This window comes from Mesorhizobium sp. BHbdii, assembly GCF_053848045.1.
On sequence record NZ_JBSPKX010000001.1, the window covers coordinates 354226 to 376764 of the forward strand.

The window sequence follows — 22539 nt, forward strand, 5'->3', positions numbered from 1 at the left end:
AAAATGGTTGCATTGCCGGCCGGCTTCTGGATGGTCGCGCGGTCGAGTGCCGACGACCCCTTCAAATCAGGTTTGAGCTGAGTGTTGAATTAGCTATCTTAAATACATGAAATCATTACGAAAACGTAATCCGCGTGTTCAGTTTCGGTTCATTCTTCGGGCTCTATTGCTTGGGCATCGGCAACCAAAGGAGTACCCCCGTGATGAAACGCATCATTCTTTCCGCAGTCGCCCTGTCTATGCTGGCTGCCACGTCCCTGCAGGGCAAGGCAGCGCCGCTGAACGCGCCGAATGCACCCCAGTCGAACTACAGCCAGGTCGACTGGAAGAAGCTGGACAGGCACGTGAAGAAGCGCGTCGTGGTGAAGAAGAAAGTCGTTGTGAAGAGGAACCATTGGCGCAATGGCCAGAAATATTCCAGCTGGAAGCGCCACCAGCCGATCCGCGACTATCGCTACTATGGCCTGCGTCGTCCGAGCCGTGGCCAGGAATGGATCCGCGTCGGCAACGACTATCTCTTGGTCGGCGTCGTCTCCGGCATCATCTTCGGCGCGATCGCCGCGCACTGATCGTCCAAATGTCCACCGGCACTATGCCGGAATAGGAAAGAAGGCGGCCCGCAGCGGCCGTCTCCTTTTGCCCTGTGAAAACCGGGTATGGTCCGCATTAGGAGTCGTCGGGTTTCGCCGGTGTGATTATATGGAGGACAAACGAGCCGTTCCCAATGCGCTTTCCCCCTGCCTTTCTCGACGAGATACGCGACCGCGTGCCGATTTCATCGGTGATCGGCCAGCGCGTGGCATGGGATAGGAAGAAGACCAACGCGCCGCGCGGCGACTATTGGGCGTGCTGCCCCTTCCATGGCGAGAAGAGCCCGTCCTTCCATTGCGAGGACAAGAAGGGCCGCTATCATTGCTTCGGCTGCTCGGTTTCGGGCGACCACTTCAAGTTCCTCACCGAACTCGACGGGATGAGCTTTCCCGAAGCGGTCGAGAAGATCGCCGACATGGCCGGCGTGCCGATGCCGGTGCGCGATGCCCAGCAGGAACGGCGCGAAAAGGAACGCGCCAGCCTGACCGAAATCATGGAAATGGCGACTGCCTTCTTCCAGGAGCGGCTGCAGGGACCGGAAGGCGCAAAAGCCCGCGCCTATCTGCGCGACCGCGGGCTGACACCGGCGACGCAGCAGTCGTTCCGGCTCGGCTATGCGCCCGACAGCCGCAACGCGCTGAAGGAGCATCTTGCCGCGAACGGCGTGCCCAAGGCCGATATCGAGGCATGCGGGCTGGTGCGCCACGGCGACGACGTCCCGGTCTCCTACGACTGGTTCCGCGACCGCATCATGTTCCCGATCCCGGATTCCAGAGGCAAGATAATCGCCTTTGGCGGGCGGGCGCTGGCTGCCGATGCGCTCGCCAAATACATGAATTCGCCCGACACCGAGCTCTTCCACAAGGGCAATGTGCTCTACAATTTCGCCCGTGCGCGCCAAGCGCTGGGAAAGGGGGCGCTGGCCAAGGGCGGCACGGTCATCGCCGTCGAGGGCTATATGGACGTGATCGCGCTGGCGCAGGCCGGTTTCGAGAATGTCGTGGCGCCGCTCGGCACCGCGCTGACCGAAAACCAGCTCGAACTCCTGTGGCGCATGGCCGGCGAGCCGGTGCTGTGCTTCGACGGCGACCAGGCCGGACTGAAGGCGGCATGGCGCGCCGCCGACATGGCGCTGCCGGCGGTTCAGGCAGGCCGCTCGGTGCGCTTTGCGCTTCTGCCAGAAGGCAAGGACCCCGACGATCTGGTCAAGGCCGACGGGCCGGACGCGTTTCGCGCAGTGCTTTCCGAGGCGCGGCCGCTTGCCGACCTTTTGTGGGTGCGCGAAACGGCGGGCGGCATCTTCGACACGCCGGAGCGGCGGGCGGAACTGGAAAAGACGCTGCGCGAACTGACCAGCCGCATCCGTGACGAGAGCTTGCGCTACCACTACCAACAGGAAATGCGCGAGCGGGTGCTAAGCTTTTTCGGCACCCAGCGCAGCGCGCGCCAAGGCTATAAAGGCGGGCGCCAGGATGGGCGGCCCGGCGGGCGCTTTCAGGGCAAGGGCTCGGCTCCTGGCGGACAGTTCGCACGCGGCGGCAATGCCGGCGGACGCACCGCGATCACCGAAAGCCTCGGCCGCTCGGCGCTTGTCAAGCGCGGCAGTGAGGGGATGTCGGTGCGCGAGGCGACGATCATCGCAGCTCTTGTCAATCATCCGGCGCTGATCGACGAGAATTTCGAACATGTCGAGTTCCTCGACCTCGCCAATACCGATCTGAAGCGGCTGCATGCGGCGATCCTCGATGCGATGGCGCATGACATGGCCAACGACCGCGACGCGGTGATCGCGACGATCCAACGGGCCGGCTGCGGCGAGATCTGGGCGCGCGTGGTGGCGCTGATCAAACGGGCTCGGCAGTGGCCGGCGCTGGAAACAGCCGGACTTGACGATGCCCGCGACGCCTTCAGCCAGGCGCTCCACTTGCAGCGCAGCGCGCGCACCTTACATAAGGAGCTGAAACAGGCGGAAGCGGCGCTCGCCAGCGATCCTACAGACGAAAACTACCGGCATCTCGTCGAGATCCAGGCGCAATTTCGTGATGTGCAAGCAACGGAAGCGCTGATCGAAGGGTTCGGCGTGTCTTCGGGCAGAGCCGGGCGGGTGTAGGTCGAAGCTTCCGAAAGAGTGAAAGTGCAGAACCGTGCTTGCGCGTCGAATCAGCCGCGGCGCTTTAAGTCGGGTAATTGATTCGCTTTTTTCATGCGAATCATGCGAGAGGCGCTTGACCTTCTGGCAGAATGACGGAATCAGGACGATTCGAAACGTTAACCCGTGCCGGCGTCGACGGGAAATGCAGCGATATGAGGTACCGGTCACTGGACAGGCAGTCAGCCTGCCACAGATACCAGGGTTAATCTGGACTTAACGAGAGATGCAGTTACTGGCCCGGGGAAGCGCGTTCTAGAGCGAGCGCATCTGATTTAACCGGTACGGCAGCTTACGCGGCTTGATACTTGGCCGCTTGGAGAAAATTAAGAATGGCGACAAAAGAAAAGGAAGAGGTCGAGACCGAACGTGAAGGCGCCACCGATGGCCCTCTGCTCGACCTTTCCGACGATGCTGTCAAGAAGATGATCAAAGCCGCCAAGAAGCGCGGCTATGTCACCATGGACGAACTGAATTCGGTGCTGCCCTCCGAGGAAGTGACCTCCGAGCAGATCGAGGACACGATGGCCATGCTCTCCGACATGGGCATCAACGTGGTTGAGGACGACGAGCAGGGCGAGGAGCCCGAAGCCGCCGACGCGGCTGCCGACGCCGAGGAAGACGCCAACGAGCTCGCCGAGCAGACCGGTACCGCCGTTGCCGCGACGACCACCAAGAAAGAGCCGACCGATCGCACCGACGATCCGGTTCGCATGTATCTGCGCGAAATGGGCTCGGTCGAGCTTCTGTCGCGCGAGGGCGAAATCGCAATCGCCAAGCGCATCGAGGCCGGCCGCGAGACGATGATCGCGGGCCTGTGCGAAAGCCCGCTGACCTTCCAGGCCATCATCATCTGGCGTGACGAGCTCAACGAATCGAAGATCCTGCTGCGCGAGATCATCGACCTCGAAGCGACCTATGCCGGGCCGGAGGCCAAGCAGGCGCCGGTGGTCGAGCGGATCGAGGAAGCCAAGACCGAGGAAAAGCCGCGCCGTTCGCGCGAGGACGAGGACGACATCACCAATGTCGGCGGCGACACGCGCGGTCTGACTGATGACGATGAGGAAGACGAGGACGAAGCGAGCCTGTCGCTGGCGGCGATGGAAGCGGAACTGCGCCCGCAGGTGATGGAGACGCTCGACGTCATCGCCGACACCTACAAGAAGTTGCGCAAGCTGCAGGACCAGCAGGTCGAGAACCGGCTGGCTGCCGCCGGCACGCTGTCGCCAAGCCAGGACCGCCGGCTGAAGGAGCTGAAGGACCAACTCATCAAGGCGGTGAAGTCGCTATCCCTTAACACGGCGCGCATCGAGGCATTGGTCGAGCAGCTCTACGACATCAACAAGCGCCTGGTGCAGAACGAGGGCAAGCTGTTGCGGCTGGCCGAAAGCTATGGCGTGCGCCGCGAGGAATTCCTGAAGGAATACCAGGGCTCGGAACTCGATCCCAACTGGACGCGCTCGATCGGCAATCTGACCTCGCGCGGCTGGAAGGAATTCACCAAGAACGAAAAGGACGCGATCCGCGACCTGCGCGCCGAGATCCAGAACCTCGCCACCGAGACGGCGATCTCGATTCTCGAATTCCGCAGGATCGTCAACCAGGTGCAGAAGGGCGAGCGCGAAGCCGCGATCGCCAAGAAGGAAATGGTCGAGGCCAATCTGCGCCTCGTCATTTCCATCGCCAAGAAATACACCAATCGCGGCCTGCAGTTCCTCGACCTGATCCAGGAAGGCAATATCGGCCTGATGAAGGCGGTCGACAAATTCGAATACCGTCGCGGCTATAAGTTCTCGACCTATGCGACGTGGTGGATCCGGCAAGCGATCACCCGCTCGATCGCCGACCAGGCGCGCACCATCCGCATTCCGGTGCACATGATCGAGACGATCAACAAGATCGTACGCACCTCGCGCCAGATGCTGCACGAGATCGGCCGCGAGCCGACGCCGGAAGAATTGGCGGAAAAGCTCGCCATGCCGCTGGAAAAAGTGCGCAAGGTGCTGAAGATTGCCAAGGAGCCGATTTCGCTCGAAACGCCGGTTGGCGACGAGGAGGATTCACATCTCGGCGATTTCATCGAGGACAAGATGGCGATCCTGCCGATCGACGCGGCGATCCAGGCCAACCTGCGCGAGACGACGACGCGGGTGCTTGCTTCGCTCACCCCGCGTGAAGAGCGCGTGCTCAGAATGCGCTTCGGCATCGGCATGAACACCGACCACACGCTGGAGGAAGTCGGTCAGCAGTTCTCGGTCACCCGCGAACGCATCCGCCAGATCGAAGCCAAGGCGTTGCGCAAGCTCAAGCATCCCAGCCGCTCGCGCAAGCTGCGGAGCTTCCTTGATAGCTAATGCCGGGTGACGGATAAGCAATTTAAAGGGCGCTGCGGCGCCCTTTTTCGTTCGTGCCGGGAATTGCCTCGCCAGACGGTGCGGTTGTTGTTGCAGCACACCTGCTGTGAGAGGATAATCTCGTGTCGGATGCATTTTCTGGGCGACAAACCCGGATGCCCGCCCCGGCAGTGACGCCGTGCTCCGAGGCCCCGGAGGGAGGTGTGCATGACAAACTATATCGTGCTGATCAACTGGACGGAGCAGGGCGCCAAAAATGTGCGCGAGTCGCCGAAGCGGCTCGATGCCGCCAAGAAGCTGCTGGGAGACATGGGTGGCTCGTTCAAGGCGTTTTATCTCACCATGGGCGAATGCGATATGGTGGCGATCGTCGAAGCGCCCGACGATGCGGTGCTCGCTCGTTTCTCGCTGATGCTGGCGACAGGCGGTAACGTGAGGACGCGGACGCTCAAGGCTTTCCCGGAATTGGCCTATCGCGAGATCATCGCCTCGCTCGGCTGAGGCGTTGCGCGGCTACAGATCCGCGCAAGCTGCCGAGCCCGGCACGGTCAGGCGCCGCTTGGCGGCGCCCGGCCAGTCTGGTCCGAAATGTTGCGGGGCGAAGGTAGTTCCCGGATACTCCGCGCAGCACCTCAGCTCGCGTCTCTGAACACATGCCCAAGCCTCTGCTGACCATCTGGTACAACACCCGCTGTCCGGTTTGCGATGCCGGCATCAGCCGGCAGAAGCGGCGGCTGATCGAGGCGATCAAGACCGGGCGGATCGCGTTTCGCGACATCAATGCCGAACCGGCGGCACTGGCCGGATACGGCGTGTCGCTGGAGGACATCCGCCGCCGGTTGCATGCAATTGATGCGGACGGCAAACTTTTGGTCGGCGCCGACGTCGCAATTGCCGTTTGGCTAAGAACGTCGGGCGAGGGCTGGCTGGCAGCGCTGTTCGGCAACCGCACCGTGCTGCCGTTGACCCGCTATGCCTATGATCGCTTCGCCGATCTTCTCTATGCCTGGAACCGGCGAAAGGGCCGCTGGTAAGCGGCAGAGACAACCGCCCCGGGGGCCTTTTGGGACTCCGGAGCGGTTCAGCCACTGCCTTAGCCGCAAACGCGCTCTTTCAATCCCGTGCGCAATTACGTTACATCGTAAGATATATCTTGACTCAACCACCTCGCCTGCCTAGTTAAGAGATATCGTAAGACATAACTCAAGGAGCAGACGATGCACGGACATCATCATTTCGGCGAGCATGCCGAGCGCGTTTTCATGCATATGGCCGGCAAATTCGGCGGTCGTGGCGGCGGCTTCGGCCCATTCGGCCACGGCACGAGGGGCGGCGGGCGCGGCGGGCCGGGCGACATGTTCCGCGCCGGGCGTATGCTGGCCGACGGCGATCTCAAGCTGATCACGCTGTCGCTGTTGGCCGAGGCGCCGCGCCACGGCTACGACATCATCAAGGCGCTGGAGGAGCGCACCAGCGGCGTCTACAGCCCGAGCCCGGGCGTGGTCTATCCGACGCTGACCTTCCTGGAAGAGGCCGGCTATGCCGTCTCGTCGGCGGAAGGCAACAAAAAGGTGTTTTCGATTACCGAGGCAGGCCAGACGCATCTCAATGACAATCGCGAGATGATCGACCATGTGCTCGACCATCTCGAGCGTTTCGGCCGCAAGATGGCAAAGGCGCGCGACTGGTTCGGCTGGAACGAGGACGAGGATGGCGGACGTCGCGGCCGCGGCCGTTCGGAAAAGCGCAACGAATTCCGCGCCGTGCGCCAGCGGCTGCGCGCAGCCCTCGGCGACATCGTCGACGCGCCCGCTGAAAAACAGGCCGAGGCAATCGCAATATTGAAAGGGGCGGCCGAAGCCCTCGAAGCGCTGTCGCGCGATTGACGTCCGGGCCGGATGCGGCCCTTGCCCGTTTGCCTAAGGACCGCTAGTGAAATCATCCTGCACCACGCTATGTGATGCAGGATGATTGCCGTTGGAGGGCGCTCCCATGTCTTTTCTTAAACGTCTTTTCGGTGGCGGCAGTGACGCGGGCGAGCCAAAGAGTGGTGCACCGGCAAAGCGGATCGAGCACAAGGGATTTTTGATCAGCGCCACGCCCTACAAGGCGGAAGGCCAATACCAGACCTGCGGCGTAGTTTCTAAGGAGATCGACGGCGTGATGAAGGAGCACAAATTCATCCGCGCCGACCGTTTTGCCGGGCTCGACGACGCCGTCGACATCTCGATCAAGAAGGGCATCCAACTCGTCGACGAGCAGGGCGAGAAGATGTTCGGGTAGACCTCATTACAGCCTTGGATCGATTGGCTCGCTCTCCAGCGCCAGCACGCCAAAAACACACTCGTGAATCCGCCGAAGCGGCTGTTTGGCGACAAATCGCTTCAGCGCCTGGTGGCCGAGCGCGAATTCCCTGAGCGCCGAGCTGCGCTTGCCGCCCAAGCTTCGCTCTCGCAGGCGGACCAGATTGTCCGGCGCATCATATTCGGGGCCATAGATGATGCGCAGGTATTCTCGGCCGCGGACTTTCAGCGCCGGCTGGATGAGTCCCTTCTTGCTCCGACTGATGAAGTCGAGCGGTTTAACCACCATGCCTTCGCCACCCGAGCCCGTCAGCGCCTCCCACCAGGCGACGGCCTCCGCACACGCGCTGGCATCGGCCAGATCAACCGTGCGCCATCGCGTGCGCGTTACCACGCCATCGCCCGCAGCCAGACGGTCTGCAAGCGTCATGTGCCAAATGTGGTCCTGGTCGAACCAAACACGTCCCTCACTGGCGAGCAGGTGGAACGGCGCAACCTTCAGGCCGTCGATGTCCGAGACCGGCCACACATAGGGCGCCCAGGCGATGGCATATTTGGCCGCACGCGAAGCCCGGTCTTCAAGGCGGGCATTGAGGGCGGTTGCATCGACGCCGCGCGCCATCGCACGGGCTAACGCCTCGCGACTCACCTGGAAGCCGGCGGCCGAGGACGTTGCCACCGGCGCATACTGGCTTTCAATCAAGCTGCTGGCCTTGGCCGACCAAGGCATTATCTCGGTGTCCAGCAGCAGCCAGTCGCTGTTTAATTCCTCCCACAGGTCCGCTGCTTCGACGCCGGCGCGGAGACGGGCGAGCAGGCCTTCCGTCATGGCAGGGTCATTGAAAAAGGAGCGTCCGGTCCGGGTCCAGATCGCGCCGGTTTCATCGCCCAATGTCCCGAAGCGGTTACGCGCCGTCTGCGCGTCCCGGCACAGCGCGATCACTGCCCGCGAGCCCATGTGCTTCTCCTCACACACCACCTGAGCGACGTCACGTTCGCGGTAGTAAGCGAGGGCGTCCTCGGGACGTTCCAGCCAGCCGCCTAGGCTGCTCGTCTCTGACGGCGACATCGTCGGCGGCAGATAGATCAGCCATTGGGCGGCAACGCGAAGCGGCTCATCACCTCCAGCGCTGCCGAAGCATTCTCCTCGGCTACGACAATCCGGCCGCTCAGTTCGGTCTCGATCCAACGGCGACCGGAGACATCCTGGTAGTCGAGTACCCCGTCGGCATCGGCCTGCGCCGATTTGTCCGGCCTGGACCCGCCCAGCGGACGCATCGGTTCCGACCAGGTCTGGATTGCCGGGACATCAACCAGTTCGCGTTCCGGCCAGCGCAAAGCCGTCAACTTGCCGCCGAATACGCAGCCTGTGTCGATGCACAGGGTGTTGTTGACCCACTCGGCCGACAGCACCGGTGTGTGGCCGTAGATCACGGCCGTCTTGCCACGGTAGGCCATGGCCCAATCCGCTCGTACGGGCAGGCCAAATTCGTCGATCTCGCCTGTGGTCTCGCCATAGAGGGCGAACTCACGCACGGCGCCGGAGCCACGCCCTATCATCTCTTCCCTAAGGCCGGCATGAGCGACAGCGAGGCGTCCGCTGTCCAGCCAGACATGGCTGCGCAGGCCGTCGAGGAAGGCCGGCAGGGCCTCTCGCAGACCGCGATCCTGAGCGTCCAATTGGTCGATCGTTTGCTGAAGGCCGTGGGCGACCGTGACCTTGCGGCCTTCCAGCCATCGGCTGAGCTTGCGTTCGTGATTGCCTTGGACACAGTAGGCAGTACCGGCTGCGACCATGCTCATGGCGATGCGCAGGACATCGGGAGCGTTGGGGCCGCGATCGACGAGATCGCCGACAAAGACGATCTTGCGGCCGTCCGGCGGGGTCACGGCGACCGTCCGATCGTCGCGAACCTCGGACCAAGCGACCCTGTAGCCGAGTCGACTGAGCAGGATCTGAAGCTCATCGGCGCAGCCGTGGACATCGCCTATGATATCGAACGGACCGTGGTCGTCGCGCTTGTCGGTCCACAGCGGTTGGCGCGAGACCTTGGCGGTGTCGATGCTGGCCTCGCTGGTAAGCTTCCAGACCTGTCGGAAGCCCTCGCGTTGCAGGCCGCCGAGACCCTTGCGGATTTCGGTCGTCATGCGTTGGGCCACCCCGGGCCCGAACGGCCGGTCGGGGCGCGACGCGTTGCGCGCGACGCAGACATCGACACCAGGATCGATGACCACAGCGACTGGCAGAGCGTGCCACTTGCGCGCCAGTTCGACCCAGGCCTTGCGGTCGGCGGCCCGCACATTGGTGGCGTCGATGACGGCCAGCTTGCGGTGCTTAAGCCGTTTGCCGGCGATCTCGCGCACCAGCTCGAAGGCGTCGGCCGAGACGTCTTGATCAGTCTCTTTGTCGGTGATGAGCCCGCGGCAGCGATCCGAGGAAATGATCTCGGTCGGCAGGAAATGCTTGGCGGCGAAAGTCGACTTGCCCGATCCGGTCGAGCCAATCAGCACAACCAGAGCGAAGTCAGGGATGGTGAGATCGGTTTTGTCGGGCTCTCTCATCGCGTGAATACCGCCATCTGCGTGGGCGCCCCCAGGACAGGGTTCTCGGCCCCTATGCCGCTGAAGACGGCGGCATAGCCATAGGTCTCACCGATTTTTGCCGCCCAGGCTTCGAACTGAGCGCGGCTCCATTCGAAGCGATGGTCCGGGTGGCGAAAGGCGCCAGGGGCCAGGTTGGCGAACAGAACGTTGTAGTCCGCATTCGGAGTGGTCACGATCACCGACTTGGGCGCCGTCTCGCCGAAAACGATGCGTTCGACCAGAGGTAGCCTGTCCTCGTCGAGATGCTCGATGACTTCGACCAGCACCGCAACGTCGGCCTCGGCCCAGCGTCTATCCCGATACGTCAGCGATCCATGTAGCAGCGTGACCCGACCCTCGGGCGGCCCGCCGAACTCGTTCAGCTTGAGACGCTTGGCAGCCCATTCCAATTCGCGGACTGCAGGATCAAGTCCAAACAGCTTGTGGACCCATCGTTCGCGCACAAGCCGATAGAGTAGCTTGCCTTCGCCGCATCCCAAATCCGCAATAGTGGTTCCGCCGGTGGCTCGAATGGCCTGAACCACAGCGTCCATACGCAAATCGTTCAACCGGATCGGCACCTCCAGCGCCTCCTCGGGCGCAACGCGGACTTCAGGAGGCAGCGCCTCGCCGGCCGTCTCGGGAGCCAATCGCTCCAGGGCGATACGGGCCAAAGCCCCACGATTGCGCAGATAGCGGCGTACAATCAGGTCTTTGGCGGGATGGTTTTCCAGCCAGCCCTCGCCCTTGGATAGCAACTTGTCGATCTCAGCCTCGCCGACCCAGTAGTGCTTGGCGTCGTCCATCACCGGGATCAGGACATAAAGGTGGTTCAGCAGGGCACTTAGCCGGCCAGTGCCGGTCAACTTCAGGTGGCCGTATCGCGGGCCGCTTGCACCAGACCCGACATCCCCTATCGGGGTTAGATCGACGGTCCACCCCAAAGGTTCGAACAGGCCTCGAACCAGAGCCTCACCGCCGCGCATCGGCAGCGGTGTCACCACCGCCTCCAGCGGCAGGTCGCTGTCGGCCAATTCCTGGCGCTCCTTTGATATGCCGGTCATAGCGGTCCGCAGCGTTTTGTTTAGCGCCACCGACAGGAAGGACGATGCCGCATAGGGCCGGTCGTTTACATACTGGTCCAGCAGGCCTTCTGCCTGACCTTTGCCCCGGACGAGCCCTATCGGATCGACGTCGAGCAGTAGTGCAGCCTCGCAACGCTCGTCAGTCGCCTCGGGATAGAGCAGCCACACCTTGCCGAAGGACAGGTCGGTCTCGTGCAGACGATCGGGATGCTTGTGCAGCAAGAAGCCGAGATCTGTGGCCGGACGATGCGTTGTGGCGACGGAGAGGAACATCGGCGACCGATAGCGCAGACAAGCGGAATAACCAATGGTGTCGCGCGGCTATCCTGGTAAAAGCCATCCAACACTTTGACTCGGGCGCAGCCGCGCTAGCAGATCGCAAAAAGGCAGGCGCCCGGCGCCTGCCTTTTTCGGTTCTGATACCAGTTGTTCGCGCCCTACGCGGCAGCGGCAACCGTTGCGGCGGTGGCCACCGCCGCATCCACCTTGGCTGACGCCTTGGCCAGAGCGGCGGTGACCGCGTCGGGGCCCATGCCGACGCCCTCGATGCGGATGACTTCGACGTCGGTCATGCCGATGAAGCCAAGCACGCTGCGCAGATAAGGGATGGCGTGGTCCATCTGCACGGCAGCGCCTTCCGAATAGATGCCGCCCGAGGCGAGGACGATGTAGACCTTCTTGCCGGTGACCAGGCCCTTCGGGCCATTCTCGCCATAGGCAAAAGTCTTGCCGGAGCGGGCGACGTGATCGACCCAGGATTTCAGGGTCGACGAGATGCCGAAGTTGATGAAGCCGGTGGCCAGGATGATGGTGTCGGCCGCAAACAGTTCATCCAACACAGCGTCGGAAACGCCGACGACCTCGGCTTGGCGCTGGGTGCGAGCTTCGACGGGCGTATAGATGCCGGTCGAATAGTCCGGATCGATGTGCGGCAGCGGGTTTGCCACGAGATCGCGTGCGACCAGCTTGGCCGAAGGATCGGCCGCAAGCAGCTTCTCGGCGAGCTCGGTGGCGACACGGGTCGAGTGCGAGGCATTGCCGCGCGGGCTGGAAGTGACAAGAAGGATGGACATGGCGGGTCTCCAGGGATGAGTTGAATGTCCCGACAAATATGTGTCTGCTAGCCCATTTGAAAAACTGGTATATTTTTCATATAATCCATCTAAATTATGGATGGCACGATGCAACCCAACCCAACACTCGACCAACTGCAGATCCTGGTTACGGTGGCCGATACCGGCAGCTTCTCCGCCGCCGGCCGCAAGCTCAACCGGGCGCAATCGGTCATCAGCTATGCCATCGCCAATCTCGAGGCGCAGCTCGGGCTGAAGCTGTTCGAGCGCGAGGGTACGCGCGAGCCGCAACTGACCGAGATGGGCCGGGCGATGCTGGAGGACGCGCGACGCATGACCGGTGTGCTGCAGCGCATCCGCTCGCGCGTCGACGGCTACCATCAGGGGCTGGAGGCCGAAGTGGCGCTGTCGGTCGATGCGGCACTGCCCTCACCGGTGCTGGTGCGGGTGCTGAAGGCGTTCGAGGCTCAGTTTCCGACCGTGATGCTGCGCCTCCATATCGGCACGCTCGGCCTGATCCCCGATCATGTCGTCAGCGGGCAAGCCGATCTCGGTGTTGGCGGCCTGCTGGGCGAGGTCGACGTCCACCTTGTGCGCATCGGCTTCATGTCGATAGTTCTGGCCGCCGCGCCCAGCCACCCGCTGGCGCTGCTGCCGAAGCCGGTGGCGATCGAGGAGGTGCGCGAACACACCCAACTCGTCGTCACCGACCAGTCCGAGCGCACCAAGGGGCGCGACTTTGGCGTCTTTGCCTACCGCACCTGGCGGCTGACGGACCTGCGCACTAAGCATATGCTGATGCGTGAGGGTCTGGGTTGGGGCGGGCTGCCGCGATGGCTGATTGCCGATGATCTGGCGAGTGGCCGGCTGGTGGAACTCGACCTCGAGCCTTACAGCGAGGTGCGTTCGCCGCTGTTTGCCATGCATCGCACCGACCGAAGCCCGAAACCCGCGGCAGCCTGGCTGATCGATCAGTTCAAACGGCAGCTCGGCTGCTTCAACGAGTTCGAGCCGGGCCAGGTGCCTGAGGATGAGTCGGAGACAGTCCATCGATAAGGGCGACAAGCACCTCGCGATAGGGGCCGGTCTCGGCGCCGGCCTCGACAGCGAGCGCCGCCCGATCGAAGGCGGCGGCAAGCAGCGCGGTCAGTGCCTCCACCGGCAATCTTGTCATGGTCTGCGCGCGCATCGCCGCGACGAGGCCCTCGCGCAAGGAACGGTTGCCGTGGCGGTTATCGATGTCGTCCATTGCGGCGCGGCCGAGCACGGCCGGTCCGTCGAGCAGCAGCAGCCGGGTGCGGCCGGGTGCGCGCATGGCGGCAAGGTAGGCGTCGGAACCGGCGATCAGCGCGTCACGGGCAAACAGTGAGGGCGGCGAGGCGCGCTCGATCTCTTCCGCCACAGCCGCCGCCTCTTGCTCGACCACGGCGGCGAACAGCGCCTGCTTGTCGGCAAAGTGGTGGTAGAGAGCGCCGCGCGTGACGCCGGCCGCAGCCACGATCTCTGGCGTGCCGGTCTCCGCATAAGATTTCTCGGTGAACAGTTTTCGCGCCGCGGCGATCAGGTCGGCGCGCGTCGCTTCGGTGCGATCGCGGTTGGAGCGGCGTGCTGGTTCCTGTTGCATACGTGCAGCCTGTATGTTAATACAATTTACATGCAGACTGTATGTTATCTGACTGGAGAAGGAAAGATGAAGACGACGAGCTATTATCCGGTGCTGATGACGGGCGACGTTGCCGGCACGAAGGCATTCTATATCAAGCACTTCAGTTTCAAGCCGCTGTTTGCGAGCGACTGGTATGTGCATCTGCAGTCGGCCGAGGATCGCCGGGTCAATCTTGGCATCGTCCAAGGCGACCACGAGACGATACCTGAGGAGGGGCGTGGCCGAACGTCGGGGCTGCTGATCAATTTCGAGGTCAAGGATCCGGACGCGGTCTACGAACGGATCCTGGCCGCCGGCCTGCCGATCCTGCGGTCCCTACGCAACGAACCCTTCGGCCAGCGTCATTTCATCACCAAAGACCCCAATGGCGTGCTGATCGACGTGATTAAACCGATCCCGCCGAGCGCGGAGTTCCTGGCGCAGTTTGTTGAAGGGTGACCGGGAGCCTGAACGACGCTTCGCGACAGGAACTGTCGGCAGAGGTGAGGGGACGGCTCGGGCCGCGTGACCGGGCGGGCATTCGCGGTCTATGGTGAGCTTGGCAACCTTGGGCCCATTCAATGCGTGAAATCTGCCTTGTCCGCGCACCCTCAAACCTTGGCCTCCGCCCGCTGAGACCAGATCATATACCGGGGACGTGGCGTGCGCCGCAGGCATTGACCGAGGCCGGCTTGATCGAGACGCTTGCGCCCGCCAAAGTGGTTGATCTTGATCGGCCCGCCTATAGCACGGAGCCGCAGCCAGGCACCCGGCTGCGCAACGGCAACGCGATACGCAGCTTCAACCTCGGACTCGCCGAAGTTGTTGCCGGCGCGCTGGGACGAGGCGAATTCCCGCTGGTCGTCGGCGGCGACTGCGCGGTCCTGCTTGGCGCACTGGCTGCTGCACGGCGATCTGGTCCGCTGGCGCTGGTCCATGTCGACGGCCACAGCGATTTCCGCCATCCGGGCAACTACGACATCAACGCTTCGCTCGGCTCGGTCGCCGGCATGGACCTTGCGCTCGCCACCGGACGTGGCGAGCCGTTGCTGACCGACTGGCCTGAAATCGCAAGCCCCCTTGTTGCGGACGAACAGGTGATTCAGATCGGCGAACGCGAGAACCGCGACCCCGACTTCGCCTGGCCTGACATCAATTCGACCGCGATGACGCTGATCGACGTCTTCGCCGTGCGAGAGCTTGGCGCGGCAAAGGTCCTGGAAAAGACCTGGACCACGCTGGCGCGAACCGGCTGGCCCTATTGGGTGCATTTCGACGTCGATGCGCTCGATCAGACGGTGATGCCGGCGGTGGATTCACCAGGCAGTCCCGGCCCCGATCCCGACGATCTCGTCGCCATTCTCGCGGCGCTGGTAGCGGATCCGCGCTGCACCGGAATGGATATGACCATTTTCGATCCTGACCTCGATCCGACCGGAGAGCTGGCCGTGCTGCTGGTTTCGCTGCTTGGCCAGATCTATGCGTCGCGATAATCGTTAGCTTCGCGCCACCGGCATCACCGTGACCTGAGTAATGCCGGAGCGGCGCACCACCGTGCACAGCGTCTCGCGGCCGATGCGCTCGGCGTCGAGCAGGCGCACCAGATCGTCGACGCCGGTGACCGGGCGTCCGTCGATGGCGGCGATGATGTCGCCTTCCCTGAGCCCGGCCTTGGCCGCCGGGCTGTTCGCCTCGACGCTGCGCAGGCGCACCGCCGTGCTGCTCGACACTTGCGACAGCAGGGCGGCGCGGCGCGGCAGGTTTGTCGTGTCGGCCGAGACGCCGATGAAGGCGCGGCGGACGCGGCCGAAGCGGATGATCTCCGAAATGACGAAATTGGCGGTGTTGGAGGCAACCGCGAAGGCGATGCCTTGCGCACCATGGATCATGGCGGTATTGACGCCGATGACCTCGCCCGCCGACGACACCAGCGGTCCGCCGGAATTGCCGGGGTTGAGTGCTGCGTCGGTCTGGATGACGTCGTCGATCAGCCGGCCGGTGGAGGCGCGCATCGAGCGGCCGAGCGCCGAGACGACGCCTGATGTGACGGTCCATTCGAAGCCGAGCGGGTTGCCGATGGCAATGGCGATCTGGCCGCGCCGCAGACGCTTGGAATCGCCGAGCGGCGCGATATCGGCAAAGCTGCCGTCGGCACGCACCAGCGCGATGTCGGTGTCGGGGTCGCGGCCGAGAACACGGCCTTCTCTGGAGACGCCGTCCGGCATGGTGACGCGGACAGTGCGGGCATCGCCGACGACGTGGAAGTTGGTGACGACCAGCCCGTCCGGCGTGAGGACGAAGCCGGAGCCTTGGCCGCCGGCACCACCGATGCGCTCGATGCGGCACACGGCGGGACCGATGCGGTCCACGGCATCGGCCACCGTTGCCGAATAATCATCGAGCAGCGCATCGTCGAATTGCAATTGCTGGGCGGGGAGGGACATGGCAGGGCTCCGTATCTTTAGAGCAAGATGAAGGATGCCTATATGTGCGGAGCGGCCGGATCGGCCGCGACCTGACCAGATGGCCAGTCCAACGCCCAACTAGCCGTCAGGCGAGTACCCGCGAACGCGCTGCCGAGCGATATCTGGGTTAGAGCGACGAGCGTCCATTGGACTCTCAAAGTACGCTGACTTTGAGTTCTCGCATCGTGCTTTCCGAAAATCGATTCCGATTTTCGGGCCGATGCGATAAAAACCCAGGAGACCAACATGAGCGACTTCAATCTGAGCGCATTTTCCGACGCCATCGCCGATATCGCCGCCGCAGCGGCGCCGGCGACAGCGAGCTTCGCCACGCATCAGCGTCGCACCGCGACCGCCTTCCATTGGCGCGACGGCTATTTTATCGCTGCCGAGGAGGCGGTGGAGGCCGGCGAGGAGATCGAGCTGACGCTTTCTTCGGGCGACAAGGTGAAGGCTGAGTTGGTCGGCCGCGATCCATCCACTGGGACGGCCCTTCTGAAGCCGACCGGCGCGCCGGACGTGCCGTCGCTGGCCAAGGCAGGCACGGTGCGGCCGGGCCATCTCGCCATCGCCATCGGCAATAGCGACGGCGCGGGGCTCGCCGCATTCGGCACGGTCGGTGAGGTCGGTCCGGCTTGGCGCTCGATGCGCGGCGGCACGATCGACCGGCGCATCAATCTGGCCGTCAATGCCGGCGGCCGTTTCGAGGGCGGCCCCGTGCTCGACGCCAAGGGCGCACTGATCGGCATGCTGCTGTTCGGGCCGCGCCGGCGGGCGCTGGTCATGCCTTACGAGACGATCGAGCGGGCGGCAGCGACGCTGCGCGAGAAGGGCCATGTCGCGCGCGGCTATCTCGGCGCCGGCCTGCATCCGATCCGCAACGGCGACACGCATGGCGCGATGGTGATGAGCCTCGACGACAATGGCCCGGCGAAGGCCGCCGGCCTGCATCTTGGCGACATCATCGTGTCGTGGAACGGCGAAGCCGTGCATGGCCCGCGCGACCTGATCCGCAGGCTCGGGCCGGACAGCGCCGGCGCGTCGGTGACGCTCGGCGTGGCACGCGGCGGCGAACGGCGCGAGGTCGTGCTGACCATCGGCGAAAAGCCGCTGAACTGAGAAGATGGATGGCAAGTCACGGGATCACTGGGCGGCGGCTGACGGTGCTGATCGCGCTCGATGACGCCGTACGTGCCGAACACCTGTCCACGGCCCTTGCCGCGACTGACGATCTGCTGCCGATTGTGGCCGGCAACAGCGAGAGCGGCGACAGAGCCGATGTCGCGGTCGTCGATGACAATAGCCTGGAAAGAGAAGCCCTGGAGGGCGGAGGGCTGGAAGGTGCGGCCACCGATCCCGCGATGCCCCAGGTGCTCTTGTCTCAACGAGGCAGGCGGCAGCGGCCCGCCGATAGCGTGTTTGCCGTGCTGCCGGCGGCAGCGGACGATCTGCTGATCGCTGCTGCCGCGCGGCTGGCGGCGGCTGGCTACCGGATTTCGGGCGAGGGCCGCCCCTTGTCTGATCGGCATGACGATTTCGCTTTCCATGACGACGACCTCTCCGACGAGGAGCCGGTCGACGACAGGACCGAGCGGCCCGCGCTTTCGCCGCGCGAGAGCGAAGTGCTGGCGCTTTTGGCCGAGGGCGCGCCGAACAAGGTGATCGCGCGGCGCTTGAACATTTCCGTGCACACGGCGAAGTTCCACGTCGCGGCGATCCTGATCAAGCTAGGTGCGGCCAACCGCACCGACGCGATCGCCATCGCCATGCGGCGAGGCCTGGTGCTGGTCTAATTTGTCGTTCCAACCCTACGCAGCGTAACTCACATCCGGCGTGCTGGGCCTTGCGCGGCACGCAACCGCCGCGCAAGGATCACGCCTGTGATGTTGCAAGGAGGCGGAAGACATGTCGCTCAAGGGAAAGACGCTGTTCATCTCCGGTGGGTCGCGCGGCATCGGGCTGGCGATCGCACTGCGCGCTGCGCGCGACGGCGCCAATGTGACGATCGCGGCCAAGACCGCCGAGCCGCATCCAAAGCTGCCGGGTACGATCTACACGGCGGCTGAGGAGATCGAGCAGGCCGGCGGCAAGGCCTTGCCGATGTTGTGCGACATACGCGAGGAGGGGCAGGTGGCCGAGGCGGTCGCCCGGACCGTCGAGAAATTCGGCGGCATCGACGTCTGCATCAACAATGCCAGCGCCATCCAACTCACCGGCACGCTGGAAACCGAAATGAAGCGCTATGATCTGATGCACCAGATCAACACCCGCGGCACGTTCCTGGTTTCCAAAATGTGCATTCCCCACCTGAAGTTGGCTGACAATCCTCACATCTTGAATCTGGCGCCGCCGCTCGACATGAAGGCCAAATGGTTCAAGAACCATGTCGCCTATACGATGGCCAAATTCGGCATGTCGATGTGCACGCTGGGCATGAGCGCGGAGTTCGCCAGGGACGGCATCGCCGTCAATTCGCTGTGGCCGATCTCGACGATCGATACGGCAGCGGTGCGCAATCTCCTGGGCGGGGCGACAGTGGCGGCGATGAGCCGTTCGCCCGATATCATGGCCGAAGCCGCGCACGCGATCCTGCTCAGGCCGTCGCGCGAAGCTACCGGCAATTTCTACATCGACGAGGAGGTGCTGCGCGCCGAGGGCGTCAGCGATTTTTCGATCTATGCGCCGGGCGCGACGGGCCCGCTTGCCGGTGACTTCTTCGTGCCCGACGAGGTGTTCGCGAATTCGGAAACGAACATCAAAAGTAGCTACTGACCGGCACCGGACGCCGTTCTCAACTCAGCCTTCTTGGCTTTGAGGCGGAGGGCCATCGTGAGGAATTGTCTGGGCCTCGCGCAAGGCTTCGGTTCTCCACCGAATCCGGAAACAAAACCCCGCCGGCGAGGGGGTACCGGCGGGGCTCATGTGTCCCGCTGGAGTCGGGACAGGGCAGGGAAGCCCTAGTCAGAATCTGGGGTGGACGATCTCGCGATTCAATGCCTGGCTAAAATCGCGACGTACATTCTCCTTCAACCTCGGCTCATGCCGGAAATCGTCCATCCCGGTGAAAGCGGGTGGGCTACGTCTTCCCGCATAGATTCCAGCAACCAGTTCAGGTTTCTGGAATCGTTGCTTTTAAGGTGGCCATGGTTTTTTACGAAAACCCGTTTCCGCTTTTTACTTTGCTGACGTTCGGTTCGGGACCATGGCCTAGTTCGCACTGGCGACCGGCGCCACCAGCGAGGTGATGCGGCGGATGGCGACGCGACGGTTCTCGCGCTCAGGCTCCGACGTATCGACCTTGAGATATTCCTCGCCATAGCCCTGTGTCGTCAGGTTCTCCGGCGGGATGCTGAAGGCATTGGTCAGGGCTTCGGCGACAGCCTCCGCGCGACGGTCGGACAGAGCGAGGTTCGCCTCCGGCCTGCCGACGGCATCGGTATGGCCTTCGATCAGGAAGGTTTCCGCCGGGTTCTTCTCCAGCAGCTTCTCCATGGCGCTGGCGACGCCTTCCAGTTTCTGCACCTCGGTTTCGGGGATCGAGGCTGAACCGAATTCGAAGTTCAGCGTGTCGAGGTCGATGCGGCGCGCGATGTCGCGCACGCGGGCCGAGCGCTTAACCTCGTCGATCGAGTAGAGGCGCTGAACCCTCTCCACCGGCGGCTGTTCGAGAAAGGTATAGTAGTCGTCTGGATCCTCGACCTCTTCGGAATCCAGAATGTACTCCTCGCGCGGAATGTCGATCCGAATGGGCGGCAGATCGTCGCCCGGATCGCGCCAGTCGCCATCGTCCTCATAGTACCGCTCGTCGACATAGCTCAGTACATATTCGCGTCCGTCGGGCGCGATGCGTGAACGCTGGATGACATCGCCGTAGCGGTTGCGGATGGTGACGATCTGGATTCCGTTGTCACGCTCGACGATTTCCCGGGTGCGATCGCCCGACAACTCCTCATAGTAGACGTTCCTCGCGCCACGGTGCATGCGCGGGGCGTCGTCGCTTTCGACGATCGTCTGGTTGTTGAACTGGAGGATAACGCGGTCGCCGAGTTCCCTGACGACGTCGACCCCCCGCGGGCGCGGACGGCGGCGAATGTCCTCGACGTCGGGCGCACGCTCAACGCGTTTGCCCTTTTCCTCCGTCACCGGAACCATCCTCTTAATCTTGAGCTCCTGCTGGGCTGCCCTGTCGTCAGTGGGCGGCGGCCCCTGGTCGACCGGAGCCGGCTTCGGGGCTTCCGCCTGCTCCCCGTTCTGCTGGGTGGGCTGACCACCCGCGTCCTGGCCGCCCGTCTCTTGCGCGTTGTCCTTGCCGCCCTTGCGCTTGCGCCTGGCATCCTTCTGGCTGTCGAACACGGGAACCGCGTTTGGATCGGACGCTTCGCCCTGGACCGGAGCTTCGCCTTGGGCCGGCGCAGCCTGCTCGCCATCGGCGGGCTGCTCATCGGTTGAGGGCTGCTCACCCGTTACAGGCTTCTTGCCGCGTTCCTTAGCCTGCTCCCGGGGCTTTTCGCCCTCAGCCGGAGCCGCTTGCCGGTCGGTCGGAAGCGGCTCGGCCTGCTCGCCGGCGGGCGTGTCCTGTTCGGCTGGCGCAGCCTCGATCTGCTGATCCTGGTCCGGCTTCTTGCGCGGCTTGACCTGCTCGTTGTCATTTGCAGGTGCGACCTTCTCGCCTTGCGCCGCCTGTCCGGCAGGCTCTTCGGCAGGTGCCGTTTCGATCTGCTGTTGGTCGCGCTTCTTCCTGCGCGGTTTTTGCTCTTCGGCCGGGGCGGCCTGTTCGGCGGGCGCTGCTTCGATCTGCTGTTGGTCGCGCTTCTTCCTGCGCGGTTGTTGCTCTTCGGCCGGGGCGGCCTGTTCGGCCGGGGCTGCTTCGATCTGCTGTTGGTCGCGCTTCTTCCTGCGCGGTTGTTGCTCTTCGGGCGGGGCGGCCTGGTCGGCCGGGGCTGCTTCGATCTGTTGTTGGTCGCGCTTTTTTCTGCGCGGTGGTTGCTCTTCGGCCGGGACGGCCTGTTCGGCCGGGGCTGATTCAGTCTGCTGCTGCTCGCGCTTCTTCCTGCGTTGATTGCCTTGCTCGTCCCCGGAAGGAGCGGCCTGCTCAGTGGGAGCCGATTCAGCCTGCCGCTCGCGTTTCTTGCGAGACTTCTGCTCCGGTTCCGCCTGCTGCGCGCAGCCTTCCGCCGACTCGCCTTCGGGGCAGTTAGACTGCGCCAGGATCAGTGGGGCCGTCATGCCTTGCAAAGAATCGAACGCGGCGCTGCCCTGCAACGGGAATGCGCCCAACGGCGCGGACGCCATCAGCAGGCCAAGTGCCGTGCCTGCCAGAATCCGTGGTTGGCGTTTCATTAAAAATCCTCCTTTTGGCGTCCCATCCCGGCCCAAACTGTTCATCAACCGGATTGGTTCCGGTTAGCAGGCATTAACGGCCACGAACGGCGATTGGCCGGCGTTTTGAAGGCGACTTCGTGTCATTCCTATGGTGCCGGCCTATGGTGCCGACCGGCTTTGCGTCTGTCGCGGTGCTTGACCTTGACGCCAGCGGGGGCCACATCCCGTCAATGGAAACGCCGTTCTGGAAAACCAAGACGCTCGAAGCGATGACCCCGGCCGAGTGGGAATCGCTTTGCGACGGCTGCGGCAAATGCTGCCTGTCGAAACTCGAGGACGAAGACACCGGCGAGATCTACTGGACGAGCGTCGGCTGCCGGCTGTTCAACGCCGAAACGTGCCGCTGTTCGGACTATGCCAACCGGCTGGCGCGCGTCCCGGACTGCGTCGGGCTGACGCCGCAGAATGTGCGCACTATCAGCTGGCTGCCCAAGACCTGCGCCTACCGGCTGGTCGCCGAGGGCCACGATCTCTACTGGTGGCACAGGCTGGTGTCGGGGAGTGCCGACACGGTGCATGAGGCCGGCATCTCGATGCGCGGCCGGGTCAGCGCCAGCGAGACCGATCTTGCCGAGCCGGACGACTATTTCGAGCACATGCTGGACGACGAGCCTTAGGGGAGCCTCGAGCCAGGGCCCGGAACCGGCTGCACGACAGGGGCGTTTCTATCCAGATTGTTCAAAACCGGCTAGATTGTTCAGAACCGGCCAGTTGTTCAGAACCGGAAGTCGAGAAACTGCGAAATTACCTGTTGTTGCCACATGAACCCAATATGAACGGCTGGTTCGTAAAAAGTTCAGATACGCAGGCGCATTCTCTTCCCTATCGGTTCGACCAAGACACATTGGTTCGAGCAAGACACACCGGTTCGATAAAGAAGGGCGGAAGCCCTGAACAAGGAGAGAAGAC

General features: G+C 63.5%; 21 protein-coding genes. 14 read left to right on the forward strand and 7 right to left on the reverse strand.

Annotated features, from left to right (window positions below):
- Nucleotides 1-203: 203 nt before the first annotated feature.
- The 7 genes from ACWTU8_RS01685 to ACWTU8_RS01715 all read left to right on the forward strand — a co-directional run bounded on the left by ACWTU8_RS01685 (nucleotide 204) and on the right by ACWTU8_RS01715 (nucleotide 7377).
- Complete coding sequence (locus ACWTU8_RS01685; RefSeq protein ID WP_455846779.1) at nucleotides 204-569, forward strand: RcnB family protein; 366 nt, start codon at nucleotides 204-206, stop codon at nucleotides 567-569.
- 155 nt (nucleotides 570-724) lie between these two features.
- Nucleotides 725-2701, forward strand: coding sequence for a DNA primase (dnaG, locus tag ACWTU8_RS01690; RefSeq protein ID WP_455846780.1), 1977 nt, complete (start codon nucleotides 725-727; stop codon nucleotides 2699-2701).
- A 371-nt stretch (nucleotides 2702-3072) separates the two neighbouring features.
- Nucleotides 3073-5094: an RNA polymerase sigma factor RpoD gene (rpoD, locus tag ACWTU8_RS01695; RefSeq protein ID WP_127317691.1), complete on the forward strand. Its 2022-nt coding sequence runs from the start codon at nucleotides 3073-3075 to the stop codon at nucleotides 5092-5094.
- Nucleotides 5095-5301: 207 nt separating this feature from the next.
- Complete coding sequence (locus ACWTU8_RS01700) at nucleotides 5302-5595, forward strand: GYD domain-containing protein (protein ID WP_065009207.1); 294 nt, start codon at nucleotides 5302-5304, stop codon at nucleotides 5593-5595.
- Nucleotides 5596-5747: 152 nt separating this feature from the next.
- Complete coding sequence (locus ACWTU8_RS01705) at nucleotides 5748-6128, forward strand: thiol-disulfide oxidoreductase DCC family protein (RefSeq protein WP_455846781.1); 381 nt, start codon at nucleotides 5748-5750, stop codon at nucleotides 6126-6128.
- A 183-nt stretch (nucleotides 6129-6311) separates the two neighbouring features.
- Nucleotides 6312-6980 carry a PadR family transcriptional regulator gene (locus ACWTU8_RS01710; RefSeq protein ID WP_455846782.1) on the forward strand — a complete coding sequence of 223 codons (669 nt, stop codon included), beginning with the start codon at nucleotides 6312-6314 and terminating at the stop codon, nucleotides 6978-6980.
- A gap of 106 nt (nucleotides 6981-7086) precedes the next feature.
- Entirely contained in the window at nucleotides 7087-7377 is a 291-nt protein-coding gene (locus tag ACWTU8_RS01715; RefSeq protein WP_029350166.1) for an HlyU family transcriptional regulator, read from the forward strand.
- A gap of 6 nt (nucleotides 7378-7383) precedes the next feature.
- Here ACWTU8_RS01715 and ACWTU8_RS01720 read toward each other — a convergent pair whose 3' ends face one another.
- The 4 genes from ACWTU8_RS01720 to ACWTU8_RS01735 form a co-directional block, all read right to left on the reverse strand.
- Nucleotides 7384-8466: a hypothetical protein gene (locus ACWTU8_RS01720; RefSeq protein ID WP_455846783.1), complete on the reverse strand. Its 1083-nt coding sequence runs from the start codon at nucleotides 8464-8466 to the stop codon at nucleotides 7384-7386.
- Nucleotides 8467-8483: 17 nt separating this feature from the next.
- Nucleotides 8484-9959, reverse strand: a complete 1476-nt coding sequence (locus ACWTU8_RS01725; RefSeq protein WP_455846784.1) for a polynucleotide kinase-phosphatase — start codon at nucleotides 9957-9959, stop codon at nucleotides 8484-8486.
- Nucleotides 9956-11338, reverse strand: coding sequence for a 3' terminal RNA ribose 2'-O-methyltransferase Hen1 (locus tag ACWTU8_RS01730; RefSeq protein ID WP_455846785.1), 1383 nt, complete (start codon nucleotides 11336-11338; stop codon nucleotides 9956-9958). Before ACWTU8_RS01730 ends, ACWTU8_RS01725 begins: the two co-directional genes overlap by 4 nt.
- Before the next feature lie 164 nt (nucleotides 11339-11502).
- Nucleotides 11503-12138, reverse strand: a complete 636-nt coding sequence (locus ACWTU8_RS01735; RefSeq protein ID WP_095519119.1) for an FMN-dependent NADH-azoreductase — start codon at nucleotides 12136-12138, stop codon at nucleotides 11503-11505.
- Nucleotides 12139-12246: 108 nt separating this feature from the next.
- Here ACWTU8_RS01735 and ACWTU8_RS01740 point away from each other — a divergent pair, with 108 nt between their 5' ends.
- The gene (locus ACWTU8_RS01740; RefSeq protein WP_455846786.1) at nucleotides 12247-13194 is read left to right on the forward strand and encodes a LysR family transcriptional regulator; all 948 of its coding nucleotides are present in this window, start codon (nucleotides 12247-12249) and stop codon (nucleotides 13192-13194) included.
- On the opposite strand, the gene ACWTU8_RS01745 is transcribed toward ACWTU8_RS01740, so the two are convergent.
- A complete protein-coding gene (locus tag ACWTU8_RS01745; RefSeq protein ID WP_127211919.1) occupies nucleotides 13136-13762 on the reverse strand; it encodes a TetR/AcrR family transcriptional regulator in 627 nt (208 codons plus the stop codon). The two genes, ACWTU8_RS01740 and ACWTU8_RS01745, sit on opposite strands and share 59 nt — an antisense overlap.
- A gap of 66 nt (nucleotides 13763-13828) precedes the next feature.
- Here ACWTU8_RS01745 and ACWTU8_RS01750 point away from each other — a divergent pair, with 66 nt between their 5' ends.
- Nucleotides 13829-14242 (forward strand): VOC family protein, encoded by a 414-nt coding sequence (locus ACWTU8_RS01750; RefSeq protein WP_455837849.1) that lies wholly within the window; start codon nucleotides 13829-13831, stop codon nucleotides 14240-14242.
- A 233-nt stretch (nucleotides 14243-14475) separates the two neighbouring features.
- The gene (locus tag ACWTU8_RS01755; RefSeq protein WP_455846787.1) at nucleotides 14476-15276 is read left to right on the forward strand and encodes an arginase family protein; all 801 of its coding nucleotides are present in this window, start codon (nucleotides 14476-14478) and stop codon (nucleotides 15274-15276) included.
- A gap of 3 nt (nucleotides 15277-15279) precedes the next feature.
- On the opposite strand, the gene ACWTU8_RS01760 is transcribed toward ACWTU8_RS01755, so the two are convergent.
- Nucleotides 15280-16227 (reverse strand): S1C family serine protease, encoded by a 948-nt coding sequence (locus ACWTU8_RS01760; protein WP_127211921.1) that lies wholly within the window; start codon nucleotides 16225-16227, stop codon nucleotides 15280-15282.
- Between the two features lie 267 nt (nucleotides 16228-16494).
- On the opposite strand from ACWTU8_RS01760, the gene ACWTU8_RS01765 reads away from it, so the two are divergent.
- The 3 genes from ACWTU8_RS01765 to ACWTU8_RS01775 all read left to right on the forward strand — a co-directional run bounded on the left by ACWTU8_RS01765 (nucleotide 16495) and on the right by ACWTU8_RS01775 (nucleotide 19020).
- Nucleotides 16495-17367, forward strand: a complete 873-nt coding sequence (locus ACWTU8_RS01765) for a S1C family serine protease (RefSeq protein WP_455846788.1) — start codon at nucleotides 16495-16497, stop codon at nucleotides 17365-17367.
- Nucleotides 17368-17375: 8 nt separating this feature from the next.
- Nucleotides 17376-18041: a response regulator transcription factor gene (locus ACWTU8_RS01770; RefSeq protein ID WP_455846789.1), complete on the forward strand. Its 666-nt coding sequence runs from the start codon at nucleotides 17376-17378 to the stop codon at nucleotides 18039-18041.
- Nucleotides 18042-18153: 112 nt separating this feature from the next.
- A complete protein-coding gene (locus ACWTU8_RS01775) occupies nucleotides 18154-19020 on the forward strand; it encodes an SDR family oxidoreductase (RefSeq protein ID WP_455846790.1) in 867 nt (288 codons plus the stop codon).
- A gap of 435 nt (nucleotides 19021-19455) precedes the next feature.
- On the opposite strand, the gene ACWTU8_RS01780 is transcribed toward ACWTU8_RS01775, so the two are convergent.
- The gene (locus ACWTU8_RS01780; protein ID WP_455846791.1) at nucleotides 19456-21588 is read right to left on the reverse strand and encodes an OmpA family protein; all 2133 of its coding nucleotides are present in this window, start codon (nucleotides 21586-21588) and stop codon (nucleotides 19456-19458) included.
- A gap of 212 nt (nucleotides 21589-21800) precedes the next feature.
- On the opposite strand from ACWTU8_RS01780, the gene ACWTU8_RS01785 reads away from it, so the two are divergent.
- The gene (locus ACWTU8_RS01785; RefSeq protein WP_455848357.1) at nucleotides 21801-22247 is read left to right on the forward strand and encodes a YcgN family cysteine cluster protein; all 447 of its coding nucleotides are present in this window, start codon (nucleotides 21801-21803) and stop codon (nucleotides 22245-22247) included.
- Nucleotides 22248-22539: the final 292 nt, after the last annotated feature.

Bases quoted from the DNA above. Each gene is read 5' to 3' on its own strand.
- ACWTU8_RS01685 (WP_455846779.1), top strand. From the start codon at position 204: ATGAAACGCATCATTCTTTCCGCAGTCGCCCTGTCTATGCTGGCTGCC.
- dnaG (WP_455846780.1), top strand. From the start codon at position 725: ATGCGCTTTCCCCCTGCCTTTCTCGACGAGATACGCGACCGCGTGCCG.
- rpoD (WP_127317691.1), top strand. From the start codon at position 3,073: ATGGCGACAAAAGAAAAGGAAGAGGTCGAGACCGAACGTGAAGGCGCC.
- ACWTU8_RS01700 (WP_065009207.1), top strand. From the start codon at position 5,302: ATGACAAACTATATCGTGCTGATCAACTGGACGGAGCAGGGCGCCAAA.
- ACWTU8_RS01705 (WP_455846781.1), top strand. From the start codon at position 5,748: ATGCCCAAGCCTCTGCTGACCATCTGGTACAACACCCGCTGTCCGGTT.
- ACWTU8_RS01710 (WP_455846782.1), top strand. From the start codon at position 6,312: ATGCACGGACATCATCATTTCGGCGAGCATGCCGAGCGCGTTTTCATG.
- ACWTU8_RS01715 (WP_029350166.1), top strand. From the start codon at position 7,087: ATGTCTTTTCTTAAACGTCTTTTCGGTGGCGGCAGTGACGCGGGCGAG.
- ACWTU8_RS01720 (WP_455846783.1), bottom strand. From the start codon at position 8,466: ATGTCGCCGTCAGAGACGAGCAGCCTAGGCGGCTGGCTGGAACGTCCC.
- ACWTU8_RS01725 (WP_455846784.1), bottom strand. From the start codon at position 9,959: ATGAGAGAGCCCGACAAAACCGATCTCACCATCCCTGACTTCGCTCTG.
- ACWTU8_RS01730 (WP_455846785.1), bottom strand. From the start codon at position 11,338: ATGTTCCTCTCCGTCGCCACAACGCATCGTCCGGCCACAGATCTCGGC.
- ACWTU8_RS01735 (WP_095519119.1), bottom strand. From the start codon at position 12,138: ATGTCCATCCTTCTTGTCACTTCCAGCCCGCGCGGCAATGCCTCGCAC.
- ACWTU8_RS01740 (WP_455846786.1), top strand. From the start codon at position 12,247: ATGCAACCCAACCCAACACTCGACCAACTGCAGATCCTGGTTACGGTG.
- ACWTU8_RS01745 (WP_127211919.1), bottom strand. From the start codon at position 13,762: ATGCAACAGGAACCAGCACGCCGCTCCAACCGCGATCGCACCGAAGCG.
- ACWTU8_RS01750 (WP_455837849.1), top strand. From the start codon at position 13,829: ATGAAGACGACGAGCTATTATCCGGTGCTGATGACGGGCGACGTTGCC.
- ACWTU8_RS01760 (WP_127211921.1), bottom strand. From the start codon at position 16,227: ATGTCCCTCCCCGCCCAGCAATTGCAATTCGACGATGCGCTGCTCGAT.
- ACWTU8_RS01765 (WP_455846788.1), top strand. From the start codon at position 16,495: ATGAGCGACTTCAATCTGAGCGCATTTTCCGACGCCATCGCCGATATC.
- ACWTU8_RS01770 (WP_455846789.1), top strand. From the start codon at position 17,376: ATGGCAAGTCACGGGATCACTGGGCGGCGGCTGACGGTGCTGATCGCG.
- ACWTU8_RS01775 (WP_455846790.1), top strand. From the start codon at position 18,154: ATGTCGCTCAAGGGAAAGACGCTGTTCATCTCCGGTGGGTCGCGCGGC.
- ACWTU8_RS01780 (WP_455846791.1), bottom strand. From the start codon at position 21,588: ATGAAACGCCAACCACGGATTCTGGCAGGCACGGCACTTGGCCTGCTG.
- ACWTU8_RS01785 (WP_455848357.1), top strand. From the start codon at position 21,801: ATGGAAACGCCGTTCTGGAAAACCAAGACGCTCGAAGCGATGACCCCG.